Source organism: Halpernia sp. GG3, assembly GCF_052976925.2.
This window is the reverse complement of sequence record NZ_JBRIIR020000006.1, coordinates 357,583-384,569: the sequence shown is the minus strand read 5'-3', so window position 1 is coordinate 384,569 and position 26,987 is coordinate 357,583. Positions and strand designations below refer to the sequence as shown.

Genomic DNA, 26,987 nt, shown 5'->3' with positions numbered 1-26,987 from the left:
ATAAAAAATAATCACATGAAATTAGAAAAAATATTAGATAAACTTGGCTCTTTGGAGAAAAATTCATTTATAAAAATTATCGACCATATAATTACAAACAATCCAAAAAACACAAAAGAAATTGAGAAGATTTTAAGTTCGTCTGACAAGGGATTAAAGTCGGTTGATAATCTAAATGTTTCTAATATTTTTAGTCTAACTTCTGACGAATTTACCAAATACTTAAAGTGTGAATTTCAAGAAGCAAACTCTCAATTAGACATTCTCATAGACATTATAATTCGAGATGGAAATTGTATAATGAAACAAGATTGGTTTTCGAGATTGTATGAAATTGAAATCAAAAATTTAAAGGTCAAAATTAAATCTTTAAGCAGCGAGTTAGAAAACGATAAATCTGAAATTAGTGAATACAAAAAAAGAGATTTTCGAATTTACAAATCTTGCCTGTTTACCGCCTATAACAACGATATTGAAAATAATCGTGAAGCAAAAATAACATCAGACGAGCTATCAATCATTTTAACTTTATCAAAGCAACTTGGTTTATCACAAGAAGATGTAAAACTTATAAATTACTCTATTTTACCAATTAAAAAATTTGATATTCAAGAAGTTATTAATAGTTTAAAAAATCTTGGAATTATTTTCTTTTCAAAAAAAGAAAACACAATTTATGTAGCTGATGAAATGATCAGTCTTTTGCGAAAAGTTAGAAAAAAAGAAGTTGCAGAAAAATTTTACCGGCGAACTTTAAAATTATTGAGAGAACCGATAATTAATCAAATAGCCAAAGAACATAATATTGACCGAAAATTAACGGCTTCTCAAAAAATAGAAACAATTATAAAAGAAGGTATTTCATTTTCGAATTTACTTTCTAATGAAATTTACAAATTGGGAATCACTTTAACAGAAAAGAAAAAAAGTATAAATGAACTTTGTGAGAAAGGACTTAATATTTCCAATTTAAAAGGTAATACTTTAGAAGAAAAAATAAATAGTCTTATTAATCATTTTGAAAATATAGAGAAAGACGAGAAAGTTGGAATCTCAATAGATGGATTTGCCAAAATGCTAACAGAATTAAATGTTTCTTTACCAAAACTAAATAAAGAATTAAAAGAACAATATGAACTTCAAGAAGAATTTGTTTTAAACGCTGATTTTCTTTTAGATTATAATATCAAGCCACGAGATATATTAGATTTAATTACAAAATCAGATTTAGCAACATTTATAAAAGACAATAAAATTAGACAAAGAGGTGATGATATTTTAAATATTCTTGAGCATTACAAAGATGTTGAAAACTTATATCTTGAAAATTATGAAAATGTTGCTTACCGAAATTTAAACCTATTAAAAGAAAATGGGATTTCAGTAAAAGAAAGTGAATTAGGACTAAAGTTTGAAGAACTTACTAAAATAATGCTCATTTCATTAGGTTTTAATGTTGATGACAAAGCAAAAAATCTACTGAACACTCAGAAGGACAAAATTGATATTCTATTAAATTTAGGGAATAGTGAAATAATTATTGTAGAGTGCAAAACGATAAAAGAAAAAGGTTACAATAAATTTAGTACAGTTTCAAGACAGCTCAAATCATATCAAAACTTGGCACTAAAAAATGATTTACGAATTGTAAAGATTCTACTTGTTGCTCCCGAATTTAGTGATGACTTTATCTATGACTGCGAAATGGATACCGAAATGAATTTGTCGCTTTTAACTGCATCAACTTTATCTAAAATTTTTGATGCTTTCAAAACATCTAAATATAAAGAGTTTCCACATGTTTTGTTTAGAGATATTGTAATTAATGAAGAAAGAATAGTGAAGGCTTTAACAAAATAAAAAAAATCCCGATGGCGCGGATTTTTAATTCGTGTCCCGATGGCGCGGATTTGCAATCCGTGACCAATAATCATAAAGTTTTTGTTTACTTCATCAAAAACTTTTACAAGAAAATAAAATTTAAAATTTGTCCTTTATTGTTGTGTTAAAAGTCACGGATTAAAAATCCTCGAAATTGAATTAAAAAATTCGCCCTATTTAAATTTTTAAAAAATAAGCAAAACATTTAAACCAAAAATAAATTTCTACTTTTAGGAAAACAATTAAATATTAAAATTATGATGAAGAGTTTTAGTCTGGAAGAAATGGCGCAAAAAAATTGGGATAAACAAAAAGAAGGCAGAATATTTATTGATCATTTGTATAAATTGTTTAACGAAAATAAATTTCAAAATTTTAAATTAGAAAAAATTCAAAACGGATATAGTTTAAAATCAGAAGAAATTTCCTATTTTTTGGAAAAAGAATCAGTGAATGATTATAACTCACGACTTACTGTTATTTATAAAGATGGGACAAAATGCATGTTTAAAAGAGATGAAATACTTGAAGAAAAATATATTAATGGAAGTTTAAAAGTAGGTCTTGATGAATTTCATGTTTATCTTGAAACATTATTAGAAAATAACGATCATATTAAACATTTGTAAAAAAACCCCGATGGCGCGGATTTGCAATTCGTGGCCAATAATCATAAAGTTTTTGTTTACTTCATCAAAAACTTTTACAAGAAAATAAAGTTTAAAATTTGTCCTTTATTGTTGTGTTAAAAGTCACGGATTAAAAATCCGCGCCATCGAATTCGCACCGTCGATTAACGCTACTTAAACTCGACATTAGATTTGCAAAGGGTAAACAATATATTTATATAATTTTACTTTATGTCAATCAAATACAAAGCAACCGAAATAGAGCAAGCCTATTTCATTACCATCACAACTGTTGGTTGGGTTGACGTTTTTACCAGACTGAATCAAAATATATCATAATAAATGCTTTAAAATATCGCTAGGAAAATAAAGGTTTAGAAATTTATGCTTACTGTCTTATGCACCGCCATCTGCATTTATTTTGCAAAGCGGTGGGTACATACAATCTTTCAGAAATAATGCGGGATTTCAAAAAGTTTACTTCAAAAAATATCATTAGAAGTATTTCAGAAGAACCTGAAAGCAGAAAAGAATGGACACTCGATTACTTTAAAAAATCTTGTGAAGATTTACAATCCGTGAACAATATTTTTTTTAAACTGTAGATTTCTAAAAACAAAACTTCGCTACTTTGATAGAATTAAAAAACTTATCACAGTTTTACTTTAAATTAAAAATCTGGATCAACGCCAAATTGATTTTATCAAAAGTATAAACTATTAAGTTGGAACTCAAAAATAAAATTAATTTATAAGGACTTAAAAAGCGTTTCAACTAATGTTTATTAAAAATTATTCGCGCATCACACAATTATTTGCTCAAACTAACTGGCTTGAATTTTGTTTTTCCTTCGTATAAAACATAAAGTAAAACTTTAAATAAAAATAATGAAGAATTTTCAAAATAAAAAAATTGCTATTTCGGGCGGCGGTAGCGGAATTGGCAAGTCACTTATTGCCGAATTATACAAAGCTGGAGCAAGAGACTTTGCCGTAATTGGTAGAACCGAAGAAAAATTAAAAGCGCTTGAAAGTGAGTTTCCAGAAGCAGATTTTTTGCTTTTTGGTGGTGATGTTTCGCAACCTAAAGATTTAAAAGATTTTATCCAAAAAATAACAGAAAAATGGGATGCGCTAGATTTTCTTATTAATAACGCAGGCATTGTAAGTGCAGGACTTATAGAAGATATTTCCGATGATGACATCATAGCCCAGATCAATACCAACGTTACCGGTTTGATCTTAATGACGAAATACGCACTTCCACTATTGAAAAAAAGCCCGGAAGCCGCTATTCTAAACGTATCATCTAACTTGGCTCTCATTGGCTTGCCATTTTATGCGACGTACGCAGCAACAAAAGGCGCAGTAAAAGTTTTTTCTGAAGCTTTGAGAAGAGAGTTAAAAGATTTCCCTATTCAAGTAGTCACACTTTACCCTACTGGAACAGATACACCGATGATGGAAACAGCAAAATCAGAAAGTTTACATTCATCGGAAATGGTTGCACAGCGCGCATTGGAAGGCTTACAAAATAATGCGATCGATATTACCTTAGGCGATGAAGCAAACATAAAACTAAACCGCGATAATCCAATTGAATTCGACAAAAAAGCTGCTTCTATGTATGATTCATTGGCTAAAAGAACCGCAAGCCACAGAGCGATGTAGGCGCAAACGAAATTTTATACAATAACACATTTAATAATAAAGCCATCTTTTTCAGATGGCTTTCTACTGTAAAAATTATAATTTATTTTTTAAAACATTATCTTGATAGAATATGAAAACTGCGACTTGTATAACATGTTTTATCTTATCTTCAAATGAACTCAAAATAAAAAATTGGTTGATTTAAAAAGCAATTTAAAAGTTTGTATATTATTTATGGTATAGTCGATAACGGATTAGAAATCCGCGCCACCGGAAAAAACATAGTTCCGAAAAGCGCGCAAAAATTTCTTCTAATTCAGCTTCAAACAATTGCTATCTTTCTAAATTTCGTTTTAAAGTCACTAAACTGGAGGCGATGTCAGTTCCTATTAATTTTTCAAGATCTACAAAATAGATAATAATATTTAAAGGAAATTTATACAAACTTCTGAAAGTCCAGGTCACTTTTGTTTCACTGTCGCTAATTTCAGTCAACGAAATTGTCGCAACCGATTTTAGTGGAAGTGGTTTTGTGAATTTAATATCACAAACGATCTCCCGTCCTTCCGCAATGTTTGAGATAGTTTGGGTGCCGCTTCCGATACTGTTTATTTTGCTTTTCCAGATGTAGGTAAAACCAACCTCGCCATCTATTCCTGAATATGATTTTATAATTTCGGGGTCCTTAATATTGTAATAACTGTATTCGTTTTGATTTTTCAGGAATTTAATGTAATCAAAAACCTGTTGCTTAGGCTTATCAATAGTTATTTCTCTTATTATTTGGTATTCTTTTTTTAAGAAAATTCCTAAAACTACAATGCTAAACGCAAGAACTAAAACTATGATCATATTTTTAAAATTTAAGAATGATATTATTTTAAAGTAAGCAAACTGAGGCTAAATCAAAAACACTGGCGTAAGATAAAACATTTAAATATCGCAATTTTAAATTAATCAACGCGGTTGACTTGTATTGAATTTTTCTATAATAAATATAAAATGTTTTATTACTATATTTCAATAATTAGTATGTATATTTACCACATGAGAAAATTAATTCTCAATTAAATAACATTTTAAAATGGCAAATGACATCGTAACAATCGCATCAACAGAAAGTAAAACACTTGCAGCAGCAGTAACAGCTGCAGGTTTAGTAGAAACTTTACAAAGCGCCGGACCATTCACAGTTTTCGCACCTACTGACGCTGCATTTGCAGACATCCAGTCAAGTGTTGACACTTTACTAAAACCAGAAAATAAAGCAGAACTTGCTAAAGTTTTGACTTACCATGTGGTTAGTGGAAGTACGCACGCTGCTGATTTAAAAGACGGTCAAGAATTAACAACTGTACAAGGAGGTAAATTACACGTAAGTATTAAAGATGGTAAAGTAACCATTGGTAATGCTACTGTAACAACTGCTGATATTGATGCATCAAATGGAGTGATCCACGTGATTGACAAAGTTTTATTACCTTAAGATCAAATTAATTTAAACTTTTCAACAAAGCCTCAATTTATTTGAGGCTTTGTTCTTTTTTATTTCTTCCTCATAAATGCAAGTTTATCAAGTCTTATTATTGTTTTAAATATTGTTTTTGAATTCATCAAAGTAATGTGAATAAAAATACTTTCGCAGCAGAATAGATTTAAAATCACAGTTCAGTCAGATCACTTACATCTGCTATATAATTTTTACAATTGCAAAGTTCTTTTCGACTATTTTTTTATGTCTATCAACTTTAAAAATTTACTATTTTCAAAAGTCATATCGTAGATTAAATTAAAGTAAGGACAATTTCAAAAATATTTTGTTTAAATGTAAATTGTGCAGGACGAAATAACCAAACACACAACAGAAATTTATAAAGAGGCAAAAAATAAGAAACATTCTCTAACAGAAAAAATTAAAGAAATCAGTATTGAGATCTTCATCATTGTTTTTGCAGTAACGCTTTCTATCTGGCTACAAAGCCGGAGCGAGCACAGACATGAACAGCAGGAAGTAAATAAATTTCTGAAGGAATTGCGGGAAAATCTTTCTGCTGACATAAAAATTTTAGAACAAAACAAGAACGCAGCGATCTTACTAAAAGATGATTATAAATTTGTATTGGCTTTAAAAGAAAGTGATGTAAAGAATGGAGCTATTTACAATCATTTAAATTTTTTGCTGCTAACAACAAACTTTAATGTTAGACCCTATGAAGGATTTAAATCCAGCGGAAAAATCGCAACTATTGAAGATGATCAATTGAAATATAATATTTTAAATTATTATCAACAATCCATACCAAACTTAAATGGCACGGTAACCTTTATAAATACCGAGCAGTTAAAAATGCAGGATTATGATCTGCAGATTAAAGGAATTTTCCTTTCCTTGTCCGATTCAAAAATTCAGCAAAAATATAGAAATCTTAATCACGACATCAAATCTGTAATAAATGATTACGATGAAATTATCAATAAGGCAAAAGACATTATTGCTGAAAGTAAAAAGGCGGAGTAATCTATTTGCTTATTAAAAATGAAAATTAAAGTGCTTTCAAGAATTATAACGCACCATTTCTATTTCAATATTTCTTTAAACTGATTTCCAGGCAGCTTCCAATGCCAATTCAATCATCGGCTTTAAGGCAGTTTCCCGTTGATCAGCAGAAATATTCTCATGCGTTGGGATGATGTCTGACACCGTTAAAATAGTGGCTGCATTTTTACCTAAATATCTCGCATTAGCAAAAAGTCCGAAAGCTTCCATTTCTACGGCCGGGCAGTTATATTTTGTAGCAATTGCAGGAATTGCAGGATTTTTACGGTAAAAAATATCGCTACTGTGGATATTGGAACTTTTTGTAGCCAAAGATAATTCTACCGCAGTTTCATTAATAAGCTGAAAAATAGTGCCTTGGTGTGGCATCAGTTCTTCATCCATTTCCCAGGCGTATTTGGCATAAGTACTTTCGCTTGCTGCATTTTCTACGTTTATCAGGTCGAAAACCTTTAAATCTGTTGTGTAAGCTCCACAAGTTCCGATACGGATGATGGTATCTACTTCATAATCAGTGTAAAGCTCAAAAGAATAAATGCCAATACTCGGAAAACCCATTCCGCTAGCACCTACAGAGATTTCTTTGCCTTTAAAAATACCTGTGTAATATAAAATCCCTCTTGTCTGACTGACCAAACGTGGATTTTCTAGAAAATTTTCAGCAATATATTTTGCCCTAAGTGGATCACCTGGTTGTAAAACGACTTTCGCAATTTCTCCTTTTTTCGCACTAATGTGTATGCTCATAATTTTATTATTTATATAATTCCCAAAGATAAAAGCTTTTAAATCATTCAACAAACGCAATTCAAAATATCAATTACACAAAAAGTTTTCTTGATGCCAGTCTTCTAAATTTTAAACACCTTCTTGCCAAGATTATTATTTCTCAAATAAAAGTATCTATTAATATTATATCTCTTTCGGACTTAGATTCACTTCAGATTATTTTGAATATTATTGACAATATTTAACTAATAAATATTTAAAAAATATAAGTTGAAACACCGAAATTTTATAAATTGCAGTTGTATTTATGTCTTTAAAACTTGTTTATATGGATCTTGGCATTCCTTTTAATTATAGCATTTGGATCTTCATCGCTTCAGTTATTCTGCTTTGGCTGTTCAGCAACAAACTTTCGAAGGTTGTCAATTATATTGATGATAAATTTAAACTAGGCAGTTCCTTTGGTGGTACTATTATTTTATCGATCGTCACCAATCTACCCGAGATTGCTATTACAATTAGTGGTGCTGTAAAAGGCGATATTGATCTGGCCGTAGGAAATATCTTGGGCGGCATCGTGATTCAGTCCTTACTTCTGGTGCTTTTTGATTTTGCCTCGCGCAAAGAAAAAAAACCTTTAAGCACACTTGTGAGTAATAAAGCAAGCCTTATTCAGGGTTTGTTTTTGATTATTATTTTGGTTCTGGTAATCTTAGGAAAAGAACTCACCACTTCTAATTTAATTTTTAGAACCACTCCTCCGGAATTGTTGATCGTTTTTTCCTGGATCACCAGCATCACTATTATTAGGAAAATACAATCTGAAAAAGAACCATCTAACACTAATTCTTCTACTACGAATAAGACTAAAATGACGCCGAAATCTTCTATTATTTGGTTAGTTGCTATATCACTGATCATTCTGGTTTTTGGAGTTTTACTGGAAGAGACAAGTAATACAATAGCGGGACACTTTAAAATCAATGGTTTAATTTTTGGCGCAACAGTTTTAGCACTTGTCACCTCATTGCCTGAGATCTCAGGCGGTTTGGCTTTTGTTAAAAATAAAACCTACCAGCCAATAATCAGTGATATATTTGGGGGCAATGCGTTTCTTCCCGTTTTATTTTTAGCAGCCACGATGATCACTAATAATCCCATTCTACCTAAAGCAAAAAATGTGGATGTCTATTTAACGGCAGTTGCGATTATTATCACTGCCATATATTTAATCGGAATGATCCTAAAATTACCGGATCGCAAGAAAGGCATGGGGATAGATTCGTGGATCGTGTTAGGTTTTTATATTCTTTCCATTATTGGGATGGTATTTGCAATAAAAATTTAAATAAATTTAGCGTTTATGAAAATTTTTAGCATTCATTTCAATAATAGTTTTAAATTAAAAAAGAGAGTTACAACCTGTTATCTCATTTTCTGTTCTTTGTAAATTTTGTAAATTAGCGTTTTAAAATATAAAATATGTCCACACTTACTTTTGCTGAAAAAATAGCGCAAGCCGAAAATTTCTTACCAATAAATGGTACAGATTATTTAGAATTTTATGTCGGAAATGCGAAGCAATCGGCGCATTATTATAAAACCGCTTTCGGCTTCCAAAGTCTGGCTTATTCTGGCCCGGAAACTGGCGTACGTGATCGCGCTTCTTATGTTTTGCAACAAGGGAAAATAAAACTGGTCTTAACTTCTGGTCTAAATTCTAATTCTCCAATTGTAGAACATCAAAAATTGCATGGTGACGGAGTGAAAATTCTTGCACTTTGGGTGGATGATGCATACAGCGCTTTTGAGGAAACTACAAAACGTGGTGGAAAAGTTTACATGGAACCAAAAACAATTTCCGACGAAAACGGAGAAATAAAAATGGCCGGGATTTACACTTATGGTGAAACGATACATATGTTCATTGAAAGAAAAAATTACCACGGTGCATTTATGCCTGGTTTTGTAAAGTGGGAAAGTGATTACAATCCTGCTGATGCCGGCCTATTATACGTTGATCACTGCGTGGGAAATGTGGGGTGGAACCGAATGCTTCCAGTCGTGAAATGGTATGAAGACGTCATGGGTTTTGTCAATATTTTATCTTTTGATGATAAACAGATTAATACAGAATATTCTGCGCTGATGTCTAAAGTAATGAGCAATGGTAACGGTTTTTCTAAATTCCCGATCAATGAACCAGCGGAAGGAAAGAAAAAATCACAAATTGAAGAATATTTGGATTTTTATGAAGGTGAAGGTGTTCAGCACATTGCGGTTGCGACTAAAGATATTATTAAAACAGTAACTGATCTAAAATCCAGAGGCGTTGAATTTCTTGGCGCACCACCAGAAGCTTATTACAATATGATCCCTGAACGCGTTGGAAATATTGACGAGGATATAAAAAAATTACAGGATTTAGGAATCTTGATTGACCACGATGAAGAAGGTTATTTACTCCAAATTTTTACAAAACCGGTAGAAGATCGTCCCACTCTTTTCTATGAGATCATTGAAAGACATGGGGCACAAAGTTTTGGCGCAGGAAATTTTAAAGCTTTATTTGAAGCTTTAGAAAAAGAACAGGAAAAAAGAGGTAACTTATAGTTGGATTTTTTGTTAGATATTTACTGTAAAATTTTAAACACATTCAATGAAAAAAATATTGTTAACAAGTATACTTTTTATGACCGCTATTAACCTCCACGCGCAGGATTTTAATTCTATCAGTAATATTTTGGATAAGCTGGAAGCTAATAACAAAAGTGATAAGGAGTATGATCGTTTCCAATTAAAAGGTAAAAAATTCTTCGTTTTAGTTGATGCGGCAGATCACTCTGAGCGGCACATTATCGAATTTTTACCGAATGATAGGGTTCAGGTCATTGAATTGATTAAAGATAAAAAAACAGGTGAGGATTTTTCAAATATCTTTGGTGGAGATGTTATTCGCAATCACAACAGTATTTCTGTAAGAGGTGATATTTTGGAAGGCAAAAAAATTCCTATATCGAAAGTGTATAATTTGCTTTTAAACTATTCCAAGGGATATTGGTATTTAATTGACATTAATACTGGTGAAAAATGGCTTGAAACCCATTATCTAGATAAATAAAAAATTAAACTTTGCGCAAGCAAAGTTTTTTTATTTTCGTAACTTTTAAATTTTAATTTTAACATATAATTTCATGACATCTTTCACTCAATATTCCGCAGATTCAGATTTTTCAATTCATAATATTCCTTTTGGAGTAGGCGTTTTTAACAAAGAATATATTGCCTGTTGTACCAGAATTGGCGATATGATCGTTGATCTTGCTACACTTTATGACTATGGATTTTTAGACAATATCGAAGGATTAGATGATAATTATTTTGAAGCTTATACTTTAAATTTATTTATAGAATTGGGAAAACCAGTAACAAATGCAGTTCGTGAGAAATTACAGGAACTATTTTCTGAAAATTCTTCTTTGGCAAAAGATGAAAAAAGTATCGGCGACTGTTTTTTTGATTTAGATCGGGTTCAAATGATGATGCCGGTTCATGTGCCAAATTACACTGATTTTTATTCCAGTATTGAGCATGCAACAAATGTTGGCGCGATGTTCCGTGATCCAGAGAATGCACTATTGCCAAACTGGAAACATTTACCAGTTGGCTATCACGGAAGAGCTTCTTCAATTGTAATTTCGGGTGTAGAGATCTTTAGACCTAAAGGACAAACAAAACCGCAAAATGAAACTTCCCCAATTTTTGGTCCCTCTTTACAACTTGATTTCGAACTTGAAATGGGTTTCATTATTAATGAAAATACAGAAATAGGAGATTCTATTTCTGTTGATAAAGCAGAAGAATCAATTTTTGGGATGGTTTTGTTCAATGACTGGAGTGCACGTGACATTCAATCTTGGGAATATGTACCGCTCGGACCGTTTTTAGGAAAAAATTTCGGTTCTTCAGTTTCACCTTGGATCGTGACTTTAGAAGCTTTGGAACCTTTTAGAACATCCTCGCCAAAACAAGAGCCAGAAGTTTTAGATTACTTGAAATTTAGCGGCGATAAAAACTTTGACATTAATTTAGAAGTTTATTTAAAACCGGAAGGTGGGACAGAAAATTTAATTTCAGAAAGTAATTTTAAATATATGTATTGGAATATGGCGCAGCAGCTGGCGCACCACACCGTAAATGGCTGTAATGTGGAAGTTGGAGACTTGTATGCGTCGGGAACAATTTCTGGAAAAGATAAAAATTCTTATGGCTCAATGTTAGAATTGTCTTGGCGCGGAACGCAACCTTTGACTCTAAATGACGGCACAGAAAGAAAATTCATAAATGATAATGATACGATCACGATGAAAGGTTGGGCGGAAAAAGAGGGAATTCGTGTTGGTTTTGGAGAAGTTTCCGGAAAAATTTTACCTGCGAAATAAATAGAAATATTTTAGCAATCACGGAATGAAAGTGACAAAAATTCAGGTTTTTACAGTCCTTTCAACTATTGGATTTCTTATCTATGAAATTTGGTATATTCCAGGTTGGCTGAAATCTTTCTTCCAATAATTGTTTTATTAATAATGCTTTCAGTAATCCAGTTAATAAGGAAAAAATAATTCTCAACTTTAATTCACTTTGATAATTTATAATGAAATCAATCGATCTAAAAGATTTAAATAATTTTGAGCTGCAAACTTTGCTTCAAACAGCCATCGCGCCCCGACCAATTGCTTTAGCCTCTACCATCGATAAAAATGGAAATATTAATCTTTCGCCTTTCAGTTTTTTCAACATTTTTAGCAGTAATCCTCCAGTTGTAGTTTTTTCACCCGCCAGAAGAGTTCGTGATAATACGACGAAACATACTTTAGAAAATATTCTGGAAATACCCGAAGTTGTGATCGGAAATGTTAGTTTTGATATGGTTCAGCAAGTTTCCTTAGCTTCCACGGAATACGGAGATGGTATCAATGAATTTATAAAAACGGGTTTAACAATGAAACCTGCTGATCTGGTGAAGCCACCTTTAATTGTGGAAAGTCCGGTAAATATGGAATGTAAAGTTTTAGAAATAAAACATTTAGGTAAAGAAGGTGGTGCTGGAAATTTAATTATCTGTGAAGTTTTAAAAGTTCACATTCGGGAAGAATTTTTAGACGAAAATGAAAAATTAGACCAAACAAAATTAAATCTCGTTTCAAGATTAGGAGGAAATTGGTATGGAAGAACTTCTGCCGAAACATTATTTGAAGTACCAAAACCATTGGTAACAAAAGGGATTGGTTACGATCAACTTCCTGAGGAAATTAAAAAATCAACGATTTTTACAGGAAATGATTTGGGAATGTTAGCAAACGTAGAAGAACTTCTGGAAGGTGATTTTTCTGCCAACTTAGCACTTCATAAAAAAGCGCAAGACTTACTTTTAGAAAGTAAAATTAATGAAGCCTGGCAATTATTATCTAAATAATTGTACATCCAAACCACCATCCAAAAAAAAAAGAATCTCAAGTTGAAAGGATAATTTTATTTAGTGGTGCCGTTTTTGCGATTGCCATTGCACTTTCAGTCATTGATTTAAAAGTCCCCATTATTAAAGGTGCAATTACAGATCACAATTTTTTATTGGCTTTATCTAATGAACTTCCACAGATCAGCGGTTTCATTTTAAGTTTTTTTATAATTGGTTTGTATTGGAGCATACATCATAATATCTTTGGATTTGTAGTTAATTACTCAAAAAAATTGGATTAAATATTTTTACAAAACATAATCAAGATTTTTAAGAAAATCAATCGCTGTATTTACCACAGAGTTCATCGCAACGGGAAGTTTAAAATCCGTCCAGGGTTCCTTCGTATTAAAAGTATGGCCAGTGTTTTCAACTAAAATTAATTTGGAATGCGACATCCATTTATTTAAATTTTTAGCTGAAGAAGTTTTTACACTTTCATCATTTTTCCCGTGGATAATCAACGTTGGAATTTTCAAAGATTTTGCGGCATTTTCAACATTTAATCTTTCTTTATTTTCTAAATAATTATTTAAAAACTGAAGTTTATGTGGCATTTGCTGCTTAGTTCGGCTATTAAAAGTATTATAGATTCCAGTCTTTTGCCATTCTTCTAATTGCTCGCCAGTCACGAACCTATTCATAGAATCTACACTTCCTAATGTAATTAAAGAAGAAATCCTAGGATCTTCTGATGCTTTTATAGTGCAAATTCCACCACCTCGAGAATGACCCAGTAAAGTAATTTTAGAAGTATCTACATTTTCTAAAGTTGAAAAATGATCAATCACAACGTCTAAATCATCTAGTTCCTGAGTATAATTATTTTCTGAAAAGCCTTCAATATCAGTAAAATCTGACGTATTTTCTAAGGCAATTCCGTTCATAGAGAAATTAAAACTCACAAAAATAAATCCTGATTTGGCAAATTTTTCAGCCATCAAATTCCAGGCACCCCAATCTTTAAAACCTTTATAACCGTGTGCAAAAATAACGAGTGGTAATTTTTCTGAACTTTCTGGTATGTATAAATCCCCTAAAAATTCTTTTCCATCTTTATTTTTTAATACCAAATTTTGTTCTGTTTTAAATTTCATTTTTTTATTTAATAATTCTTAAAGTTAAGAAATAAAAAAGCCTTCCAGTTAATTTTCTGGAAGGCTTTTAATATAAAATTATTATTTACCAAATTCTAATTCTATCTTCTGGAGATTTATAAAGTTTGTCGCCAGGTTTTAAATTAAAAGCTTTTTGGAATGCATCTAGGTTGACAATTGGTCCAAATGAACGGTAATATCCAGGAGAATGTGGATCTGTTTTTATTTGATTGGTTGTTGCTTTATCTGTCGATTTAGTTCTCCAGACTGTTGCCCAACTCATAAAAAATCGCTGATCTTGCGTAAGTCCACTAATTTTCCCTGGATTTCCGTGCTCTTTTAAATACATTTGAAGTGCATCATAAGCAACCGAAGAACCACCTAAATCCCCGATATTTTCGCCCATTGTAAATTTACCATTTACAAACGTACCTTTCACTGGCTCATAAGCACTGTATTGCTCGCCCAATTTAGTAGTCGCAGCATCGAAGTTTTTTCTGTCAGCATCTGTCCACCAATTATTAAGGTTTCCATCACCGTCAAATTTAGAACCGCTGTCATCAAAACCATGAGAAATTTCGTGACCGATAACTGCACCAATTCCACCGAAATTTACCGCAGGATCTGCTTTGAAATTAAAAAATGGCGGTTGTAAAATTGCAGCTGGAAAAACGATCTCATTATTTGAAGAACTGTAATAAGCGTTTACTGTTTGAGGCGTCATTCCCCATTCTGATTTATCTACCGGTTTTCCGACCTTATCTAACTTTTTCTGGTAAGACCAATCCGATACGTTTTGTAAGTTAGAGTAAAGCGTACCACCTTCTGCAGGTGATTTTAAAGATAATTTAGAATAATCTTTCCACTTATCAGGATATGCAACTTTTACTGTAAATTTTGACAATTTTTCCTGTGCCTTAGCTTTCGTTGCATCAGACATCCATTTTAAGTTTGCAATATGCTGTTCAAATCCTTTTTTAATGTATCCAATCATAGTCAACATTTGCGCCTTTGCTTCTGCTGGAAAATATTTTTCAACATATAACTTTCCAAACGCTTCCCCTAAAACACCATTTACTAAACCTAAACCGCGTTTATCCATAGGTCTTTGAACCTCCTGACCTTGCAAATATTTAGAATAAAAATCAAATTTCGTTTGATCTAATTTTTGAGATAAACTTCCCGCATTCCCAGACAACATATGGAATTTCATATATTCCTTAATCAACGGCAGATTACTTTCTGTAAGAAAAGAATCCATGTTTTTATAATAATTGAGCTCGCCCACAATTACTTTATCGGTATTTACACCCACACTTGTAAGATAAGTGGGCAAATCAACATTTTTTACCAATGTTTTTAACTGAGACATCGTTTCCGGATTATATCTTAATGTTGCATCTCTTCCCTGCTCTAAAGTTAAAAGATAGGACGCTAATTTATTCTCAAATGAAACAATTCTTGCAGCACCTTCTGTCGGAGTTTTTTCACCTAATACGTCTAACATTGACGCTACATATTTTTGATATTCTGCTAAAACCTTTGTATTTGCCTCGTTTTTTTTCTGGTAATAATCTTTCCCCAGACCTAAACTTGGACCGCCAAGATAAACTGCGTTCATATTAGAATCTTTCAAATCTGAAGAGACACCCCAACCATAGAAAGGATTATCGCCAGTTTTGGTTGCTTCTATTAAATATTTTTGTAGATCTGCAATCGAATTGATAGCATCTACTTTTGCTAAATCAGATTTGATTGGATTAATTCCTTGCTCATCTCTCGTTTTCACATCCGAGAAAGTTGCATACAAGGCCTGTATTTTTTGTCCTTCAGACCCCTGAGAATATTTTTCACCTAAAATTTTATTTAAAATTTCTAAAGAGGAATTATCAGTCTTTTCTCTAAGTTCATTAAAAGAACCCCAACTTGGTTTATCAGCAGGAATGACCGCGGTTTTCATCCAGCCACCATTTACATAATTATAAAAATCATCTTGTGGACGAACTGCAGAATCGGCATAAGTTAAATTTAGACCTATGTCTTTCACCGTTGGAGATTTGCTGGTCATTAACTTTGAATACTGAGAAGATTTCTTTTGCGCATGGGCAACATTAAAAAATACAAGCGTAGAAAGTGCAAATACACTAATTGTTAGTTTTTTCATTGAGAAATTTAAATTAAGATATTAGTAATTGAGTTTAAGGTAAAGATAATTAAAAAATTTATATTTGAAGAAAAGTATATGAAGGCATTAGTTTTGGGTGCAACAGGCGCCACAGGAAAAGATTTAACAAAATTATTACTAGAAGACTCCATTTTTTCTGAAGTTCACGTATTCATAAGAACTGCTTTACAACTTGAAAATCCTAAATTAACAATGCACATTGTAGATTTTGATAAACAAGAAAACTGGTCAAAACTAGTTACCGGAGATGTTGCTTTTTCCTGTATGGGAACGACACTTAAAGATGCAGGAACAAAAAAAGCGCAAAGAGATGTAGATTTCCATTACCAGCTAAATTTTGCTGAAGCAGCTAAAAAAAATGGAGTAAAAGATTTCATTTTAGTTTCCTCTTATGGCGCAAATCAAAAATCTAAAATATTCTACAGCAAAATGAAAGGAGAACTGGAAGAGGCTGTAAAAAATTTAAATTTTGAAAAAACCACTTTATTTCAACCGGGAATACTTGAGCGGAAAGGAAGCGAAAGATTTGCTGAGGTTTTAGGATTAAAACTAATAAAATTTGCAAATAAATTAGGCCTGTTTAAAAATCAGAAACCTTTGCCAACAGAAATTTTAGCGCAAGCAATGGTGAATGCGTCCAAAATAGAATCAAAGGGTGTGAAGGCAGTAAAACTTTCAGAAATATTTAATTTTGCTGGAAAAGGTTAAATAAAAAAACCAGCGATTAAACTGGTTTTATTTGAATATAATGAAAGCCTGAACACAATTTATTACTTAAAATATTTTGTAATACTTTCGCTAGTAGGTTTTGTGGTACTCACAAAACTGTCTATTAAATGACCATTCTCATCAACTAAAAATTTAGTAAAATTCCATAAAATAGTAGTATTTCTTACACCATTCAAATCTTTATCAGTTAAATACTTAAAAATGGGTGCAATATCACTACCTTTCACTGAGACCTTTGAAGCCATCGGAAATGTTACCCCATAATTTCTGGTGCAAAATGTACTAATTTCTTTATTAGTTCCTGGTTCTTGGCTGCCAAAATTATTTGCAGGAAAACCAATAACAACTACTTTGTCTTTATATTGCTCTGCAACTTTTTCTAAATCAGCATATTGAGGCGTGAAGCCACATTCAGAAGCGGTGTTTACGATTAAAATTTTCTTACCTTTAAAATCCGCAAAATTAATCGTTTTTCCTTCCTCCAAGCCTGAAACATTAAAATCATAAATAGATCCTGGTTTTGCCATTGTTTCAGATTTTACCATTGTTTTTTCTTTTTTTTGATTGGTACAACTTTGCAAAAATGCAACTGCACTTAAGACGAGTATGAAGATTTTTTTCATTTATTTAAATTTAAAAGTGTTATTTGGAAACTCCTTATTAGTTTCAATTTTAGTTATAAGCATCACGTAATCACCATCTTTTTTAGGTGAAGAAGATTCAATTCTGAACGCCATCAAAAATGCGCCCACTTTTCGATAATCAGAATAATTTATGATTTCTTCTTTCTTTATCTCCTTTAGAAGCATATAAGTTTTAACATCAAAATAATAAATGTTTTTATTTACATTTTTTGTCAATTCTACTTTATAGCAGAGATTATCGCCTATTTTTTCTTTACCTTGAAGTACAGCAGAAAATCCTTTGTTTTCGAAATCTATAAAATCATTATCAAAACTTTCAGGCGAATAATTATCGTAAACTTGTATTTTATTGGTTGCATAATTCATCGCATAGCCTTTTTCACCATCGTAACCTTCAATCGCGGTATCTTTCTTACCCATTGTAATAACGGTTTTAGTCAAGTTTGGTCGCTGTTGATAAATTTTAATGGGATAAATATCATTAATTCCCAAGGACACTTTTCCCTGCAACACGATAGAATTCAATAACTTCCAGTTTGTTAAGCCACCAGAAAGTTGTAAATTTTGATCAATGATTTCTTTCGCGGATTGTGCAAAAATTAAAGTACTGAAAATGAAACTAAATAAAATTGATAACTTCTTCATTAAATCGATAAATACGGTGAAAATTGATTTCGTTAAAAATTATGAGACTTCAAATATAAGTATTTAATGAAGTAAGCGTGATGTAAAAAATCAGTTTTAAGATTTTTTTATGTTTAATAAAGTACGGGCTTTTTCCAAATCTTCTGGAACATCAATTCCCACACCTACAAAATCGGTTTCAACCATTTTTATTTTCATTCCATATTCTAAATAGCGGATACATTCTATTTTCTCAGAAATTTCCAGTGAACGCATTTCTAGTTTTGTGAATTTTAAAAGTGCTTCTTTCCGAAAAGCATAAACGCCTATATGTTTGAAATATTCTATATTATTTGATATTTCGCGCGGATATGGTATGACAGAACGGCTAAAATAAAGTGCAAATCCGTCGTTATCGGTAATTACTTTTACATTATTTGGGTTTGAAATTTCCTTTATGTTCAACATTTTAGTTTTGAGTGAAGCTAAAGAAATATCATTATTTTTATCAGATTTAAAAACAGAAATCAGTTCCTTCAACGGCTTTTTATTAAGGAATGGTTCATCGCCTTGCACATTAACCACAATATCACATTCTATATTTTGCACCGCCTCAGCGATTCTGTCACTGCCCGTTTCATGTTTTTTGGTGAACACCGCTTTACCACCATTTTGTTCAATTTCCTTTAAAATAATTTGAGAATCTGTCGCGACAAAAACCTCATCAAATAGTTTTGTTGCAACCACATTTTGATAAGTAGTGGAAATAACAGTTTTATCACCTAACATTTCCATTAACTTTCCGGGAAATCTTGTGGCTTCGTATCTAGCAGGAATAACGGCTATAATTTTCAATTTATTTTATTTAATATTCTCTAACGCAATCTTTAATCTCGGAATCATTTCTTTAATCTCCGCTAAACTTAAACCTCCAACAGACGCTCTAAACCAAGGTGTTTCAACAGAATTTCCAAATGCAGAAAATGGAACCAAAGCAATTCCCGCTTCATTAATTAAATAAAAAACCAAATCTGTTGAATTTTTTATTTCTGTTCCGTTGGGTTGAATTTTTCCAATATAATCCAGTTTGATTGTCAAATATAAAGCACCCATCGGAACGATACTATCAACAGAAAGATTTTGATTTTTTAAATCTTGAATTCCTTCATGCAAAACTTCTAAACTTTTAGAAATTTTAGTTTTAAAATCGTCAACAAATGCATCTACATTTTCTTTGTTTTCGAAGAAAATTCCGGTGGCTTCCTGTTCAGGTTTTGGCGCCCAAGCTCCAACATGTGTATTTAAAGAAGTCATTTTTTTAATAATTAATTCCGGACCAAAAGCCCAACCAACGCGAACACCTGTCGCCGCTAAACATTTGGAAATTCCATCAATAAAAATAGTGTATTCTGCCATTTCTGGAAATAAAGAAACCGGGTTATAATGTGTCTCACCAAAAGTAAGATTAGCATAAATCTGGTCGTACATCACATAAAGTGGCTTTTCATTTTCACCACGATCATTATTTTCAGCCAAAACCAATTCACAAATTTGGGACAATTGTTCTTTAGAAAACATGGTTCCGGTTGGATTCAAAGGTGAACAAAGCGCTAATAAAACGGCACCTTTTAAATGCGGCTTTAAATCTTCTGCCGTCGGCAAAAAGTTATTCTCTTGAGAAGTTTGCACCTCAACTTTATCAGCTGAAGTCAAGTAAGCATAATGGTTATTATTCCAAGAAGGCACGGGATAAACCACTTTTTCACCTTCATCAACAATTGTTTTAAAAAAGGCATAAATTAAAGGTCTAGAACCGGCCGCAATTAAAATTTGATCTGCTGAATAATCTAAATTCCATCGATTTTTGATATCATTTGAAACTGATTTTCGCAAAGAAAGTAAACCACTCGCCGGCGGATAATTAGTTAAATTATGATCATAAGCCTTAGTGATTTCCTCTTTTAAAAGCTTTGGAATTGGATAAATATTTGAGTTCAAATCACCAATCGTTAAATTAGCAATTTCTCTTCCCTGAGATTTTAAGTCATTTACCTGATTTCCTATTTTTATAATTTCTGAGCCTACTAAATTTTGCGCGAGTTTTGATACTTTCATTTTTTTAGATGTTGGATGTGAGATATAAGAGTAGAGACAACGTAGATTTTACAGTTTTAAATCCTTTTTAATTTGTTCTATTTTATCACTTAACGTTACTAGTCTTTCTTTAAAGTCTGATTCGGAAGTAATATTGCCTTTTACAGAAAAGTAAAACTTAATTTTTGGTTCCGTTCCAGAAGGTCTGATGCAAATTTTAGAACCATCTTCTGTGTAATAAATTAGCACATTAGATTTTGGAATTTCGTCCATCACTTCTCTCCTATTTTCCTGCAAATAGAGACAAGTTTGTTCCTGATAATCTTTTACTTCTATAATGTTTGAACCGGCTAATTCTTTCGGTGGATTTTCTCTAAAATCTACCATCATTTGTTTAATTTCTTCTGCGCCGTCACGTCCTTTTTTTGTAATTGACGTTAAACTTTCAAAGTACATCCCAAGATCGCGGTAGATTTCTATTAAATATTGATACATCGTTATTCCATGCGCTTTGCAGAAAGCTGCAATTTCGCAAGCCAATAAAATACTGCCGCAAGAGTCTTTATCACGAACAAAATCGCCCGTCATAAAACCAAAGTTATTCACACACAGATAAATTTTTCTTTACCTTCATTGTCGCGAATCATTTTTCCGATCCATTTAAACCCTGTTAAACTAGATTTACATTCTACACCAAAACGTTTCGCAATATCAAAGAAAATATCAGAAGTCACAATCGTAGAGCCAATAAATTCATTACCCTTTAATTTGTCACGGCGTTTCCATTGGTCTAAAATATAATAAGTAAGAATCGTATTACATTGATTACCATTGAGCAATTGCATTTCATTTTCTAAATTTCGCACTGCAATTCCCAATCTATCGCCGTCTGGATCTGTTCCAATAACAATGTCTGCATTAACGATTTTTGCTAAATCCATCGCCATTTCTAGAGCTGCAGGTTCTTCCGGATTTGGACTTTCCACTGTTGGGAAATTTCCACTTGGAATCATTTGCTCCTGCACCAGATCAATTTTTTGAAAACCTGCTTTTCTCAAGGCTTTTGGAACCGTCGCGTAAGTGGTTCCGTGAATTGAAGTAAAAACAATATTTAAATTTTCTTTACCGATATTTTGGTACGTTGAATTTACAATACACGCATCGATGTAAACATCATCCTGTTCCTCGCCAATCCACTCAATTAAATCATCATTACCGTCAAATTTAATTTGATCAAATTTTGTATTCTGAACTTCATTAATAATCGCAGTATCTTGCGGCGGAACGATTTGCGCACCGTCATTCCAATAGACTTTATAGCCGTTATACTCGGGTGGATTGTGAGACGCCGTTAAAACAATTCCCGCATTACAATGTTTTTCCCGAACCGTAAAAGATAATTCTGGTGTGGGACGGTGGTTTTTAAAAAGCAACACTTTTATGCCATTTGCCGTTAAAACATCGGCACACATTTTACCAAATTCTTTTGAATTATGTCGAACATCGTAAGCAATCGCAACTTTAATTTCTTCACCAGAAAATTGTTGATGCAGATAATTTGCCAGACCTTGCGTGGCTTGTCCAAGTGTATATTGATTTAAACGATTCGTGCCAACGCCCATTACGCCGCGCATTCCCCCAGTTCCGAATTCTAAACTTTTATAAAAACTATCATCCAGATCTGGCGATTGAGAATCAATGAGTTTTTTTACTGCTTCCTGAGTTTCTGCGTCAAATGGTTCTTTTAGCCAAAGTTTTGCTTGTTCGGTTGAAGTCATATTTTTATATTATTTAAAATCTTTTAGTTCAGTTTTTTATTTTCTACAGTTGCAGTTTTTTCAATTTTAAAAGCACTTATTGGCGAACCATAATAAGTAAAAGTAGCCGTATTTTTAATATTTCCGCTAATTTTATCACCAACACTTACTTCAGAATAATTACCTTTATCAGAGTTAATATTTAAATCATTTATCTTCCAATAAGGCGCAATTAAACTTGCAGTGTCCGATATTTTTACAAACGCATTATCTGTTTTGCCCAAAAGGTTCGCGCGGCTTTTATCGATCATGTCTAAATCCAATTTCTTAGAATTAACGGCACCAATAAATTTAGCATTATTTTTCAAATTGAGTTTAAAATTGGGTGATTTTATTTCACCTGAAATATTAAATTCCACAGAATCTGAGAGTTTTACTTGGTTTAAATTATCCTTTGAATAAATACTGATGTTATAAAAATCTAAACCTTGCGTTTGTCTTTTTTCGTGAATATCTAAAATATTGTCTTCTGCGTTAATATCAAGATTTTTAAAAAACTTCGGATTGGTTTCTACGATCACAAAATTTTTCTTTGAGTGGATATAAAAAACGCGAAATTTTCCATTCAAATTTAATTGATTAAAATCTGCAATTTTAATTTCGTGTGTTTCGATGGCACCTTCAGGTCTTATTTTTGCGCAAGACGAAATTGTGAAAATTGATAAGATTATAAATAAGTATTTCATAGCAATTTTTAAATAATTTGGTAGAAAGTTAAATTATAAAAATGATTTAAATTAAATTACCTCATCTGTATAATAATCTTTATGACCACGATTATTTCGGATCATCATTTCTCCTAAAAAGCCTGCGATAAATAGCAATGTTCCTAGAATCATCATCGTTAAGGCAATAAAAAACCACGGATTATTGGCTAATAAATGACCGTAAATTCCGCGCGAAACATCAATTAATTTAGATAAACCCAACCAGAAAGCAGATAAAAATCCGAACAAAAACATGACCGTTCCGACCGCACCAAAAAAGTGCATCGGTCTTCCACCAAAACGGCTTACAAACCACAAAGTGACTAAATCTAGAAAGCCTCGCACAAAACGCTCGGTTCCAAATTTTGAAGTACCATAAGGTCTTGCCTGATGTTGCACTTCTTTTTCGGTAATTTTTCTGAAGCCTGCATTGGCCGCCAAAACTGGTATATAACGGTGCATATCTCCATAAACATCAATTGATTTTACAACTTGTTTTTTGTAGGCTTTCAAACCACAATTAAAATCGTGTAACTCAACGCCAGATAATTTTCTTGCGGCAGAATTAAATAATTTTGAAGGTAAATTTTTTGTCATTACATTATCAAAACGCTTCTTTTTCCAGCCGGAAACAATATCGTAATTTTCTAAGACAATTTTGTCATAAAGTCCAGGGATTTCTTCTGGAAAATCCTGCAGATCGGCGTCCATCGTGATAATGACCTCACCTTTCACCTTCTCGAAAGCAGCATGTAAAGCCTGGGATTTTCCATAATTTCTGGAAAATTTAATCCCATGAATTTCAGGATTATGAAGTGATAAATTTTCGATTATTGGCCAGGACATATCGGTACTTCCGTCATCTACAAACCAAATCTCATAAGAAAGTTGATGGTTTTCACAGACAGATTTTATCCTGGAAAATAATTGTTCCAAAGATTCTTCTTCGTTTAAAAGTGGGATAACTATTGATAAATTCATCTATATAAATAAAAATCTAATTTATGTTTTCTAAAAGTAAAACTGCTTCCTCAGGTGCAAGGACTTTAATCTCTGATGTTGAAAAATTTTTTAAATCTCTCGTTACAATTGCTGCCAGATTTTCTATTTTGTGCGCACAAAAAATCTGAATAGCATCCTCAAAATCTTTATGATTTGACTTAAGCGCCTTTCTTAGGACATCTTCTGTAACTGGAATTATTTCTATCAAATCTAAAATATTAGATAAAGCAACTCTGACTTTTTCTTCAGAATATACTTTTTTTAAAATATAATGTGAAGTAGCAAATGTGAGAGAAGAAGCATATAATTTTACTAAATTTTGCTCACAAAATTTAAAAATTGAAACTGCAGAACCTCCGAAGGGTTCTCTAAATGAAATAAAATCAATGATAATATTTGTATCAATATAAAGAGCCTTCACAATTTATACTTTTTGGCATAATAATCATCTAGTGCAGGGTCAGAATCAAAACCATCGGGAAGTGGTAAACTCCCTGCAATTCTATCTACAATAGGCGTTAAACTGAGATTATTTCCCTTTTTATTTACCAAATAATCCAAATAATTTTGAACCATTTCTGAAAGACTTCGTTGCGTTCCTTTAGCATAGACCTTGGCTTTTTTTATCGTTTCCTCTTCTATCGTTAAAGTTAATTTAGTTGTCATTACGTGTAATTTAATCAAATATACGTATTAATTATAAAGTACAACATTATTTCGCGCTTCTACTTCGAAAAAATGCACCTAGAAAAATGGCAAATATAAAATCAAATACTAAAATTGCAGCGAAGTAAAGTGAAAAAAACTTTATCGTGAACATATCTTTACCTTTAACTCTTTCAGGTGCAAAACTTTGCAAACGTTCCTGGTATTTTTGTTCAAGATCTGCAATATCTTCTTTTTTCGCGAGAATTTTTTTAGACTTGTAATATTCACTATTTAATTCTGCCTTTTGGCGCGCAACATATTGATAATTCAACATATCTTTCGCCGCAGGATCTACAAAATTTAAGAAAACGAACATTCCTAAAATTGATAAAAATCCACCGATGAACATAGGTAAAAAAGCATTTTTAAATGCTACTTTGAAACTGATCGTATTTTCAGTTTTCCAAACTTCACGCACAGAAAAAAAGGCAAAAAGCGCATAAGTAATTGGTAAAATGAATGAGTTCGCCATCATCGTGCTATCAAAATAATGAAGACCACCGTAAAAATAGTACACCACGAAGAAAATAATCATAGTGATGCTGAATAAGATAAGGCCTTTTTGACCGGGATTTAGTTTCATTTTAAAGTTTTATTTTCAAATTTTATTAAAATTTGTATATTTGCACCGGCAAGTCCTACACAACCAGCTCCCGAAAACCCTCCAGGGTGGGAACGCAGCAAAGGTAATTGGTTGTAGCGGTGTGATGTAGATCGCTTGCCATTTTTTTTGTTTTAAATTTGAGAATATTAATTCTCTTTTTTTTGCTTTAAATTGAAAATTCTTCGCCTAATTCAGGCAAAATTAATTCGATGTTTCTATCGCTAAATAAATTTTTAGCCACATGATGATCAATTTTAATGGCATCAAAAGTATCAAAATGACAGCCTATTACTTTCGGGCATTTTAACAATTCCGCTGCAGCAAATGACGCTTTTCTCGCACACATCGTATAATGACCGCCGATTGGTAAAATGGATAGGTTAATCTCTCCAAATAATTTTGGAAAAAGTTCCATATCTGATATTACGCCTGTATCGCCAGCGAAATAAATATTGTTACCTGAAAATCTGAAAATGTAACCGCTTGGTTCGCCACCATAACTTCCATCCGGGAAAGAACTGGTGTGAGAAGCCGGCACCATTGAGATTTTTAAATCTGAAAATTTTGCAGAACCACCAAAATTAAGATCAATATTATTTTTTGCTTTAAAATAACCACAAATCTCTGGCTGACCGATAACAGTTGCCTCTGGATGATGTTGTAAAACTTCCGCAACATCTGCAATATGATCGCCGTGCGCGTGCGTAATTAAGATATAATCGATTTTTTGCGCAGAAATATCAAATCCAGACTTCTCTTTACAAAAATTGTAAAAAGGATCTGCTAGTATTGTTTTTCCGTCGTAGGTGAATAGGAAACAGTTTTGTCCTAAGAATTTTATTTTCATTTTGAATTATTTTTAATCTACTTTATTAGTTGAAATAATTTAATCCTATCGCCACCATGATGCTCATCATAAAGGTAATGATCCCGACCTGTTTTAAAAATTGATCTAGTTCATGCGGTTCTTTTACTTCCATTATCTTTCGTCTGATGGCCATTAGAGGCAACAATAAGATTAGATAAATGAATGCGTAATAATGTGCAGTTTCATGCAGTTTGTTGATCAGCATAAAAGCCAGCATAATAATTAATGGCAATTGAAGCAATATAATTTCATAAACCATCGCATTTTTAAAACCCAACCGCAATGCTAAAGTACGCTTTCCACTTTCAGCATCACTTTCAATATCGCGCATATTATTTAAATTTAAAACCGCAGTGCTGAATAATCCGATGGCTGTTGCAGGTAATAAAATATCCCACGAAAATGATTTTGTGAAGAGAAAATAACTTCCACAAACAGACACCAATCCGAAAAATACGAATACAAAAATATCGCCTAAACCATAATAACCATAAGGTCTTTTACCAATCGTATAGCCAATTGCTGCTAAAATAGAAGCAATTCCCAAAACTACGAAAATATAAAAAGCATTCATATAATCGAGCAAAAAAGCGACATATAAAAGCACGATTGTTGCGATTAATGAGAGAATTGATAAGACTATTACGCCCATCTTCATTTGGTTTGCGGTAATATGTCCGGCTGCAACTGCTCTTGCTTCACCTTTTCGGTTTAAATCTGTACCACGAATTCCATCACCATAATCATTAGCATAATTTGAAAGAATTTGATACAAAAGCGTCACTAAAATTGCTAAAGCAAAAATTTTCCAATCCCATGTTTTTCCGTGTAAGTTTAAGCGCCATTTTGCGATAAAAGAACCGAGAACGATTCCGCTCATCGAAAGCGGTAAAGTGCGCAAACGTGCGGCTTTGATCCAATATTTCATATTTTTTTTTGATA

At 32.2% G+C, this 26,987-nt stretch carries 28 protein-coding genes, 1 other RNA gene and 1 pseudogene; 14 read left to right on the top strand and 16 right to left on the bottom strand.

Features of this window, described 5'->3' with window-relative positions; genetic code table 11:
• Nucleotides 1-15 precede the first annotated feature (15 nt).
• From ACVBED_RS02830 to ACVBED_RS02815, 4 genes are all read left to right on the top strand, one after another.
• Nucleotides 16-1,860, top strand: coding sequence for a hypothetical protein (locus ACVBED_RS02830; protein ID WP_447121060.1), 1,845 nt, complete (start codon nucleotides 16-18; stop codon nucleotides 1,858-1,860).
• 278 nt (nucleotides 1,861-2,138) lie between these two features.
• Nucleotides 2,139-2,510 (top strand): hypothetical protein, encoded by a 372-nt coding sequence (locus tag ACVBED_RS02825; protein WP_447121058.1) that lies wholly within the window; start codon nucleotides 2,139-2,141, stop codon nucleotides 2,508-2,510.
• A 398-nt stretch (nucleotides 2,511-2,908) separates the two neighbouring features.
• Nucleotides 2,909-3,115 (top strand): transposase, encoded by a 207-nt coding sequence (locus ACVBED_RS02820; protein ID WP_447121057.1) that lies wholly within the window; start codon nucleotides 2,909-2,911, stop codon nucleotides 3,113-3,115.
• Between the two features lie 282 nt (nucleotides 3,116-3,397).
• The gene (locus ACVBED_RS02815; RefSeq protein ID WP_473094447.1) at nucleotides 3,398-4,180 is read left to right on the top strand and encodes an SDR family NAD(P)-dependent oxidoreductase; all 783 of its coding nucleotides are present in this window, start codon (nucleotides 3,398-3,400) and stop codon (nucleotides 4,178-4,180) included.
• A 315-nt stretch (nucleotides 4,181-4,495) separates the two neighbouring features.
• Here the strand turns inward: ACVBED_RS02815 and ACVBED_RS02810 are convergent, their stop codons facing one another.
• Nucleotides 4,496-5,014, bottom strand: coding sequence for an SRPBCC family protein (locus ACVBED_RS02810; RefSeq protein WP_473094446.1), 519 nt, complete (start codon nucleotides 5,012-5,014; stop codon nucleotides 4,496-4,498).
• Nucleotides 5,015-5,246: 232 nt separating this feature from the next.
• Between ACVBED_RS02810 and ACVBED_RS02805 the strand changes: the two genes are divergently transcribed.
• Complete coding sequence (locus tag ACVBED_RS02805; protein WP_447121051.1) at nucleotides 5,247-5,648, top strand: fasciclin domain-containing protein; 402 nt, start codon at nucleotides 5,247-5,249, stop codon at nucleotides 5,646-5,648.
• 348 nt (nucleotides 5,649-5,996) lie between these two features.
• The gene (locus ACVBED_RS02800) at nucleotides 5,997-6,680 is read left to right on the top strand and encodes a hypothetical protein (RefSeq protein ID WP_447121050.1); all 684 of its coding nucleotides are present in this window, start codon (nucleotides 5,997-5,999) and stop codon (nucleotides 6,678-6,680) included.
• 75 nt (nucleotides 6,681-6,755) lie between these two features.
• On the opposite strand, the gene deoD is transcribed toward ACVBED_RS02800, so the two are convergent.
• Complete coding sequence (deoD, locus tag ACVBED_RS02795; protein ID WP_447121049.1) at nucleotides 6,756-7,466, bottom strand: purine-nucleoside phosphorylase; 711 nt, start codon at nucleotides 7,464-7,466, stop codon at nucleotides 6,756-6,758.
• 289 nt (nucleotides 7,467-7,755) lie between these two features.
• Here deoD and ACVBED_RS02790 point away from each other — a divergent pair, with 289 nt between their 5' ends.
• The 6 genes from ACVBED_RS02790 to ACVBED_RS02765 all read left to right on the top strand — a co-directional run bounded on the left by ACVBED_RS02790 (nucleotide 7,756) and on the right by ACVBED_RS02765 (nucleotide 13,208).
• Entirely contained in the window at nucleotides 7,756-8,796 is a 1,041-nt protein-coding gene (locus ACVBED_RS02790; RefSeq protein WP_447121048.1) for a sodium:calcium antiporter, read from the top strand.
• 134 nt (nucleotides 8,797-8,930) lie between these two features.
• Complete coding sequence (gene hppD / locus ACVBED_RS02785) at nucleotides 8,931-10,061, top strand: 4-hydroxyphenylpyruvate dioxygenase (RefSeq protein WP_447121047.1); 1,131 nt, start codon at nucleotides 8,931-8,933, stop codon at nucleotides 10,059-10,061.
• A gap of 46 nt (nucleotides 10,062-10,107) precedes the next feature.
• The gene (locus ACVBED_RS02780) at nucleotides 10,108-10,569 is read left to right on the top strand and encodes a hypothetical protein (RefSeq protein ID WP_447121046.1); all 462 of its coding nucleotides are present in this window, start codon (nucleotides 10,108-10,110) and stop codon (nucleotides 10,567-10,569) included.
• Between the two features lie 73 nt (nucleotides 10,570-10,642).
• A complete protein-coding gene (gene fahA / locus ACVBED_RS02775) occupies nucleotides 10,643-11,890 on the top strand; it encodes a fumarylacetoacetase (RefSeq protein ID WP_447121045.1) in 1,248 nt (415 codons plus the stop codon).
• 212 nt (nucleotides 11,891-12,102) lie between these two features.
• Entirely contained in the window at nucleotides 12,103-12,924 is an 822-nt protein-coding gene (locus ACVBED_RS02770) for a flavin reductase family protein (RefSeq protein ID WP_447121044.1), read from the top strand.
• On the top strand, nucleotides 12,921-13,208 hold the full coding sequence (locus ACVBED_RS02765; RefSeq protein ID WP_447121156.1) for a TMEM175 family protein: 288 nt from the start codon (nucleotides 12,921-12,923) through the stop codon (nucleotides 13,206-13,208). Before ACVBED_RS02770 ends, ACVBED_RS02765 begins: the two co-directional genes overlap by 4 nt.
• Before the next feature lie 6 nt (nucleotides 13,209-13,214).
• Here ACVBED_RS02765 and ACVBED_RS02760 read toward each other — a convergent pair whose 3' ends face one another.
• Nucleotides 13,215-14,063, bottom strand: coding sequence for an alpha/beta hydrolase family protein (locus ACVBED_RS02760; RefSeq protein WP_447121043.1), 849 nt, complete (start codon nucleotides 14,061-14,063; stop codon nucleotides 13,215-13,217).
• Nucleotides 14,064-14,148: 85 nt separating this feature from the next.
• Nucleotides 14,149-16,227, bottom strand: a complete 2,079-nt coding sequence (locus tag ACVBED_RS02755) for a M13 family metallopeptidase (protein ID WP_447121042.1) — start codon at nucleotides 16,225-16,227, stop codon at nucleotides 14,149-14,151.
• 78 nt (nucleotides 16,228-16,305) lie between these two features.
• Here ACVBED_RS02755 and ACVBED_RS02750 point away from each other — a divergent pair, with 78 nt between their 5' ends.
• Nucleotides 16,306-16,956, top strand: coding sequence for an NAD(P)H-binding protein (locus ACVBED_RS02750; protein WP_447121041.1), 651 nt, complete (start codon nucleotides 16,306-16,308; stop codon nucleotides 16,954-16,956).
• Nucleotides 16,957-17,018: 62 nt separating this feature from the next.
• Here ACVBED_RS02750 and ACVBED_RS02745 read toward each other — a convergent pair whose 3' ends face one another.
• The 10 genes and pseudogenes from ACVBED_RS02745 to ACVBED_RS02700 form a co-directional block, all read right to left on the bottom strand.
• Nucleotides 17,019-17,600 carry a glutathione peroxidase gene (locus ACVBED_RS02745; protein WP_447121040.1) on the bottom strand — a complete coding sequence of 194 codons (582 nt, stop codon included), beginning with the start codon at nucleotides 17,598-17,600 and terminating at the stop codon, nucleotides 17,019-17,021.
• Nucleotides 17,601-18,266, bottom strand: a complete 666-nt coding sequence (locus ACVBED_RS02740) for a histidine kinase (RefSeq protein WP_447121039.1) — start codon at nucleotides 18,264-18,266, stop codon at nucleotides 17,601-17,603.
• Between the two features lie 96 nt (nucleotides 18,267-18,362).
• Complete coding sequence (gene kdsB / locus ACVBED_RS02735) at nucleotides 18,363-19,100, bottom strand: 3-deoxy-manno-octulosonate cytidylyltransferase (protein ID WP_447121038.1); 738 nt, start codon at nucleotides 19,098-19,100, stop codon at nucleotides 18,363-18,365.
• Nucleotides 19,101-19,106: 6 nt separating this feature from the next.
• Nucleotides 19,107-20,360, bottom strand: a complete 1,254-nt coding sequence (locus ACVBED_RS02730) for a pyridoxal phosphate-dependent aminotransferase (RefSeq protein WP_473094445.1) — start codon at nucleotides 20,358-20,360, stop codon at nucleotides 19,107-19,109.
• Nucleotides 20,361-20,408: 48 nt separating this feature from the next.
• Nucleotides 20,409-22,117 (bottom strand): annotated as a pseudogene (locus tag ACVBED_RS02725) (phospho-sugar mutase).
• 23 nt (nucleotides 22,118-22,140) lie between these two features.
• Nucleotides 22,141-22,842 (bottom strand): GIN domain-containing protein, encoded by a 702-nt coding sequence (locus tag ACVBED_RS02720; RefSeq protein ID WP_447121036.1) that lies wholly within the window; start codon nucleotides 22,840-22,842, stop codon nucleotides 22,141-22,143.
• A 51-nt stretch (nucleotides 22,843-22,893) separates the two neighbouring features.
• On the bottom strand, nucleotides 22,894-23,844 hold the full coding sequence (locus tag ACVBED_RS02715; RefSeq protein WP_473094444.1) for a glycosyltransferase family 2 protein: 951 nt from the start codon (nucleotides 23,842-23,844) through the stop codon (nucleotides 22,894-22,896).
• A 16-nt stretch (nucleotides 23,845-23,860) separates the two neighbouring features.
• The gene (locus tag ACVBED_RS02710; protein ID WP_473094443.1) at nucleotides 23,861-24,286 is read right to left on the bottom strand and encodes a type II toxin-antitoxin system VapC family toxin; all 426 of its coding nucleotides are present in this window, start codon (nucleotides 24,284-24,286) and stop codon (nucleotides 23,861-23,863) included.
• A complete protein-coding gene (locus tag ACVBED_RS02705) occupies nucleotides 24,283-24,531 on the bottom strand; it encodes a DUF6364 family protein (protein WP_447121034.1) in 249 nt (82 codons plus the stop codon). The genes ACVBED_RS02710 and ACVBED_RS02705 overlap by 4 nt, the downstream gene beginning before the upstream one ends.
• 46 nt (nucleotides 24,532-24,577) lie before the next feature.
• Nucleotides 24,578-25,156, bottom strand: a complete 579-nt coding sequence (locus ACVBED_RS02700; protein ID WP_473094442.1) for a DUF4199 domain-containing protein — start codon at nucleotides 25,154-25,156, stop codon at nucleotides 24,578-24,580.
• A 46-nt stretch (nucleotides 25,157-25,202) separates the two neighbouring features.
• Here ACVBED_RS02700 and ffs point away from each other — a divergent pair.
• Nucleotides 25,203-25,300: signal recognition particle sRNA small type (gene ffs, locus ACVBED_RS02695), an RNA gene on the top strand.
• A 43-nt stretch (nucleotides 25,301-25,343) separates the two neighbouring features.
• Here the strand turns inward: ffs and ACVBED_RS02690 are convergent.
• Together ACVBED_RS02690 and menA are read right to left on the bottom strand one after the other, a co-directional pair.
• Entirely contained in the window at nucleotides 25,344-26,024 is a 681-nt protein-coding gene (locus tag ACVBED_RS02690; RefSeq protein WP_447121030.1) for a metal-dependent hydrolase, read from the bottom strand.
• A gap of 25 nt (nucleotides 26,025-26,049) precedes the next feature.
• Complete coding sequence (gene menA, locus ACVBED_RS02685; RefSeq protein ID WP_447121029.1) at nucleotides 26,050-26,973, bottom strand: 1,4-dihydroxy-2-naphthoate octaprenyltransferase; 924 nt, start codon at nucleotides 26,971-26,973, stop codon at nucleotides 26,050-26,052.
• Between the last annotated feature and the right edge of the window lie 14 nt (nucleotides 26,974-26,987).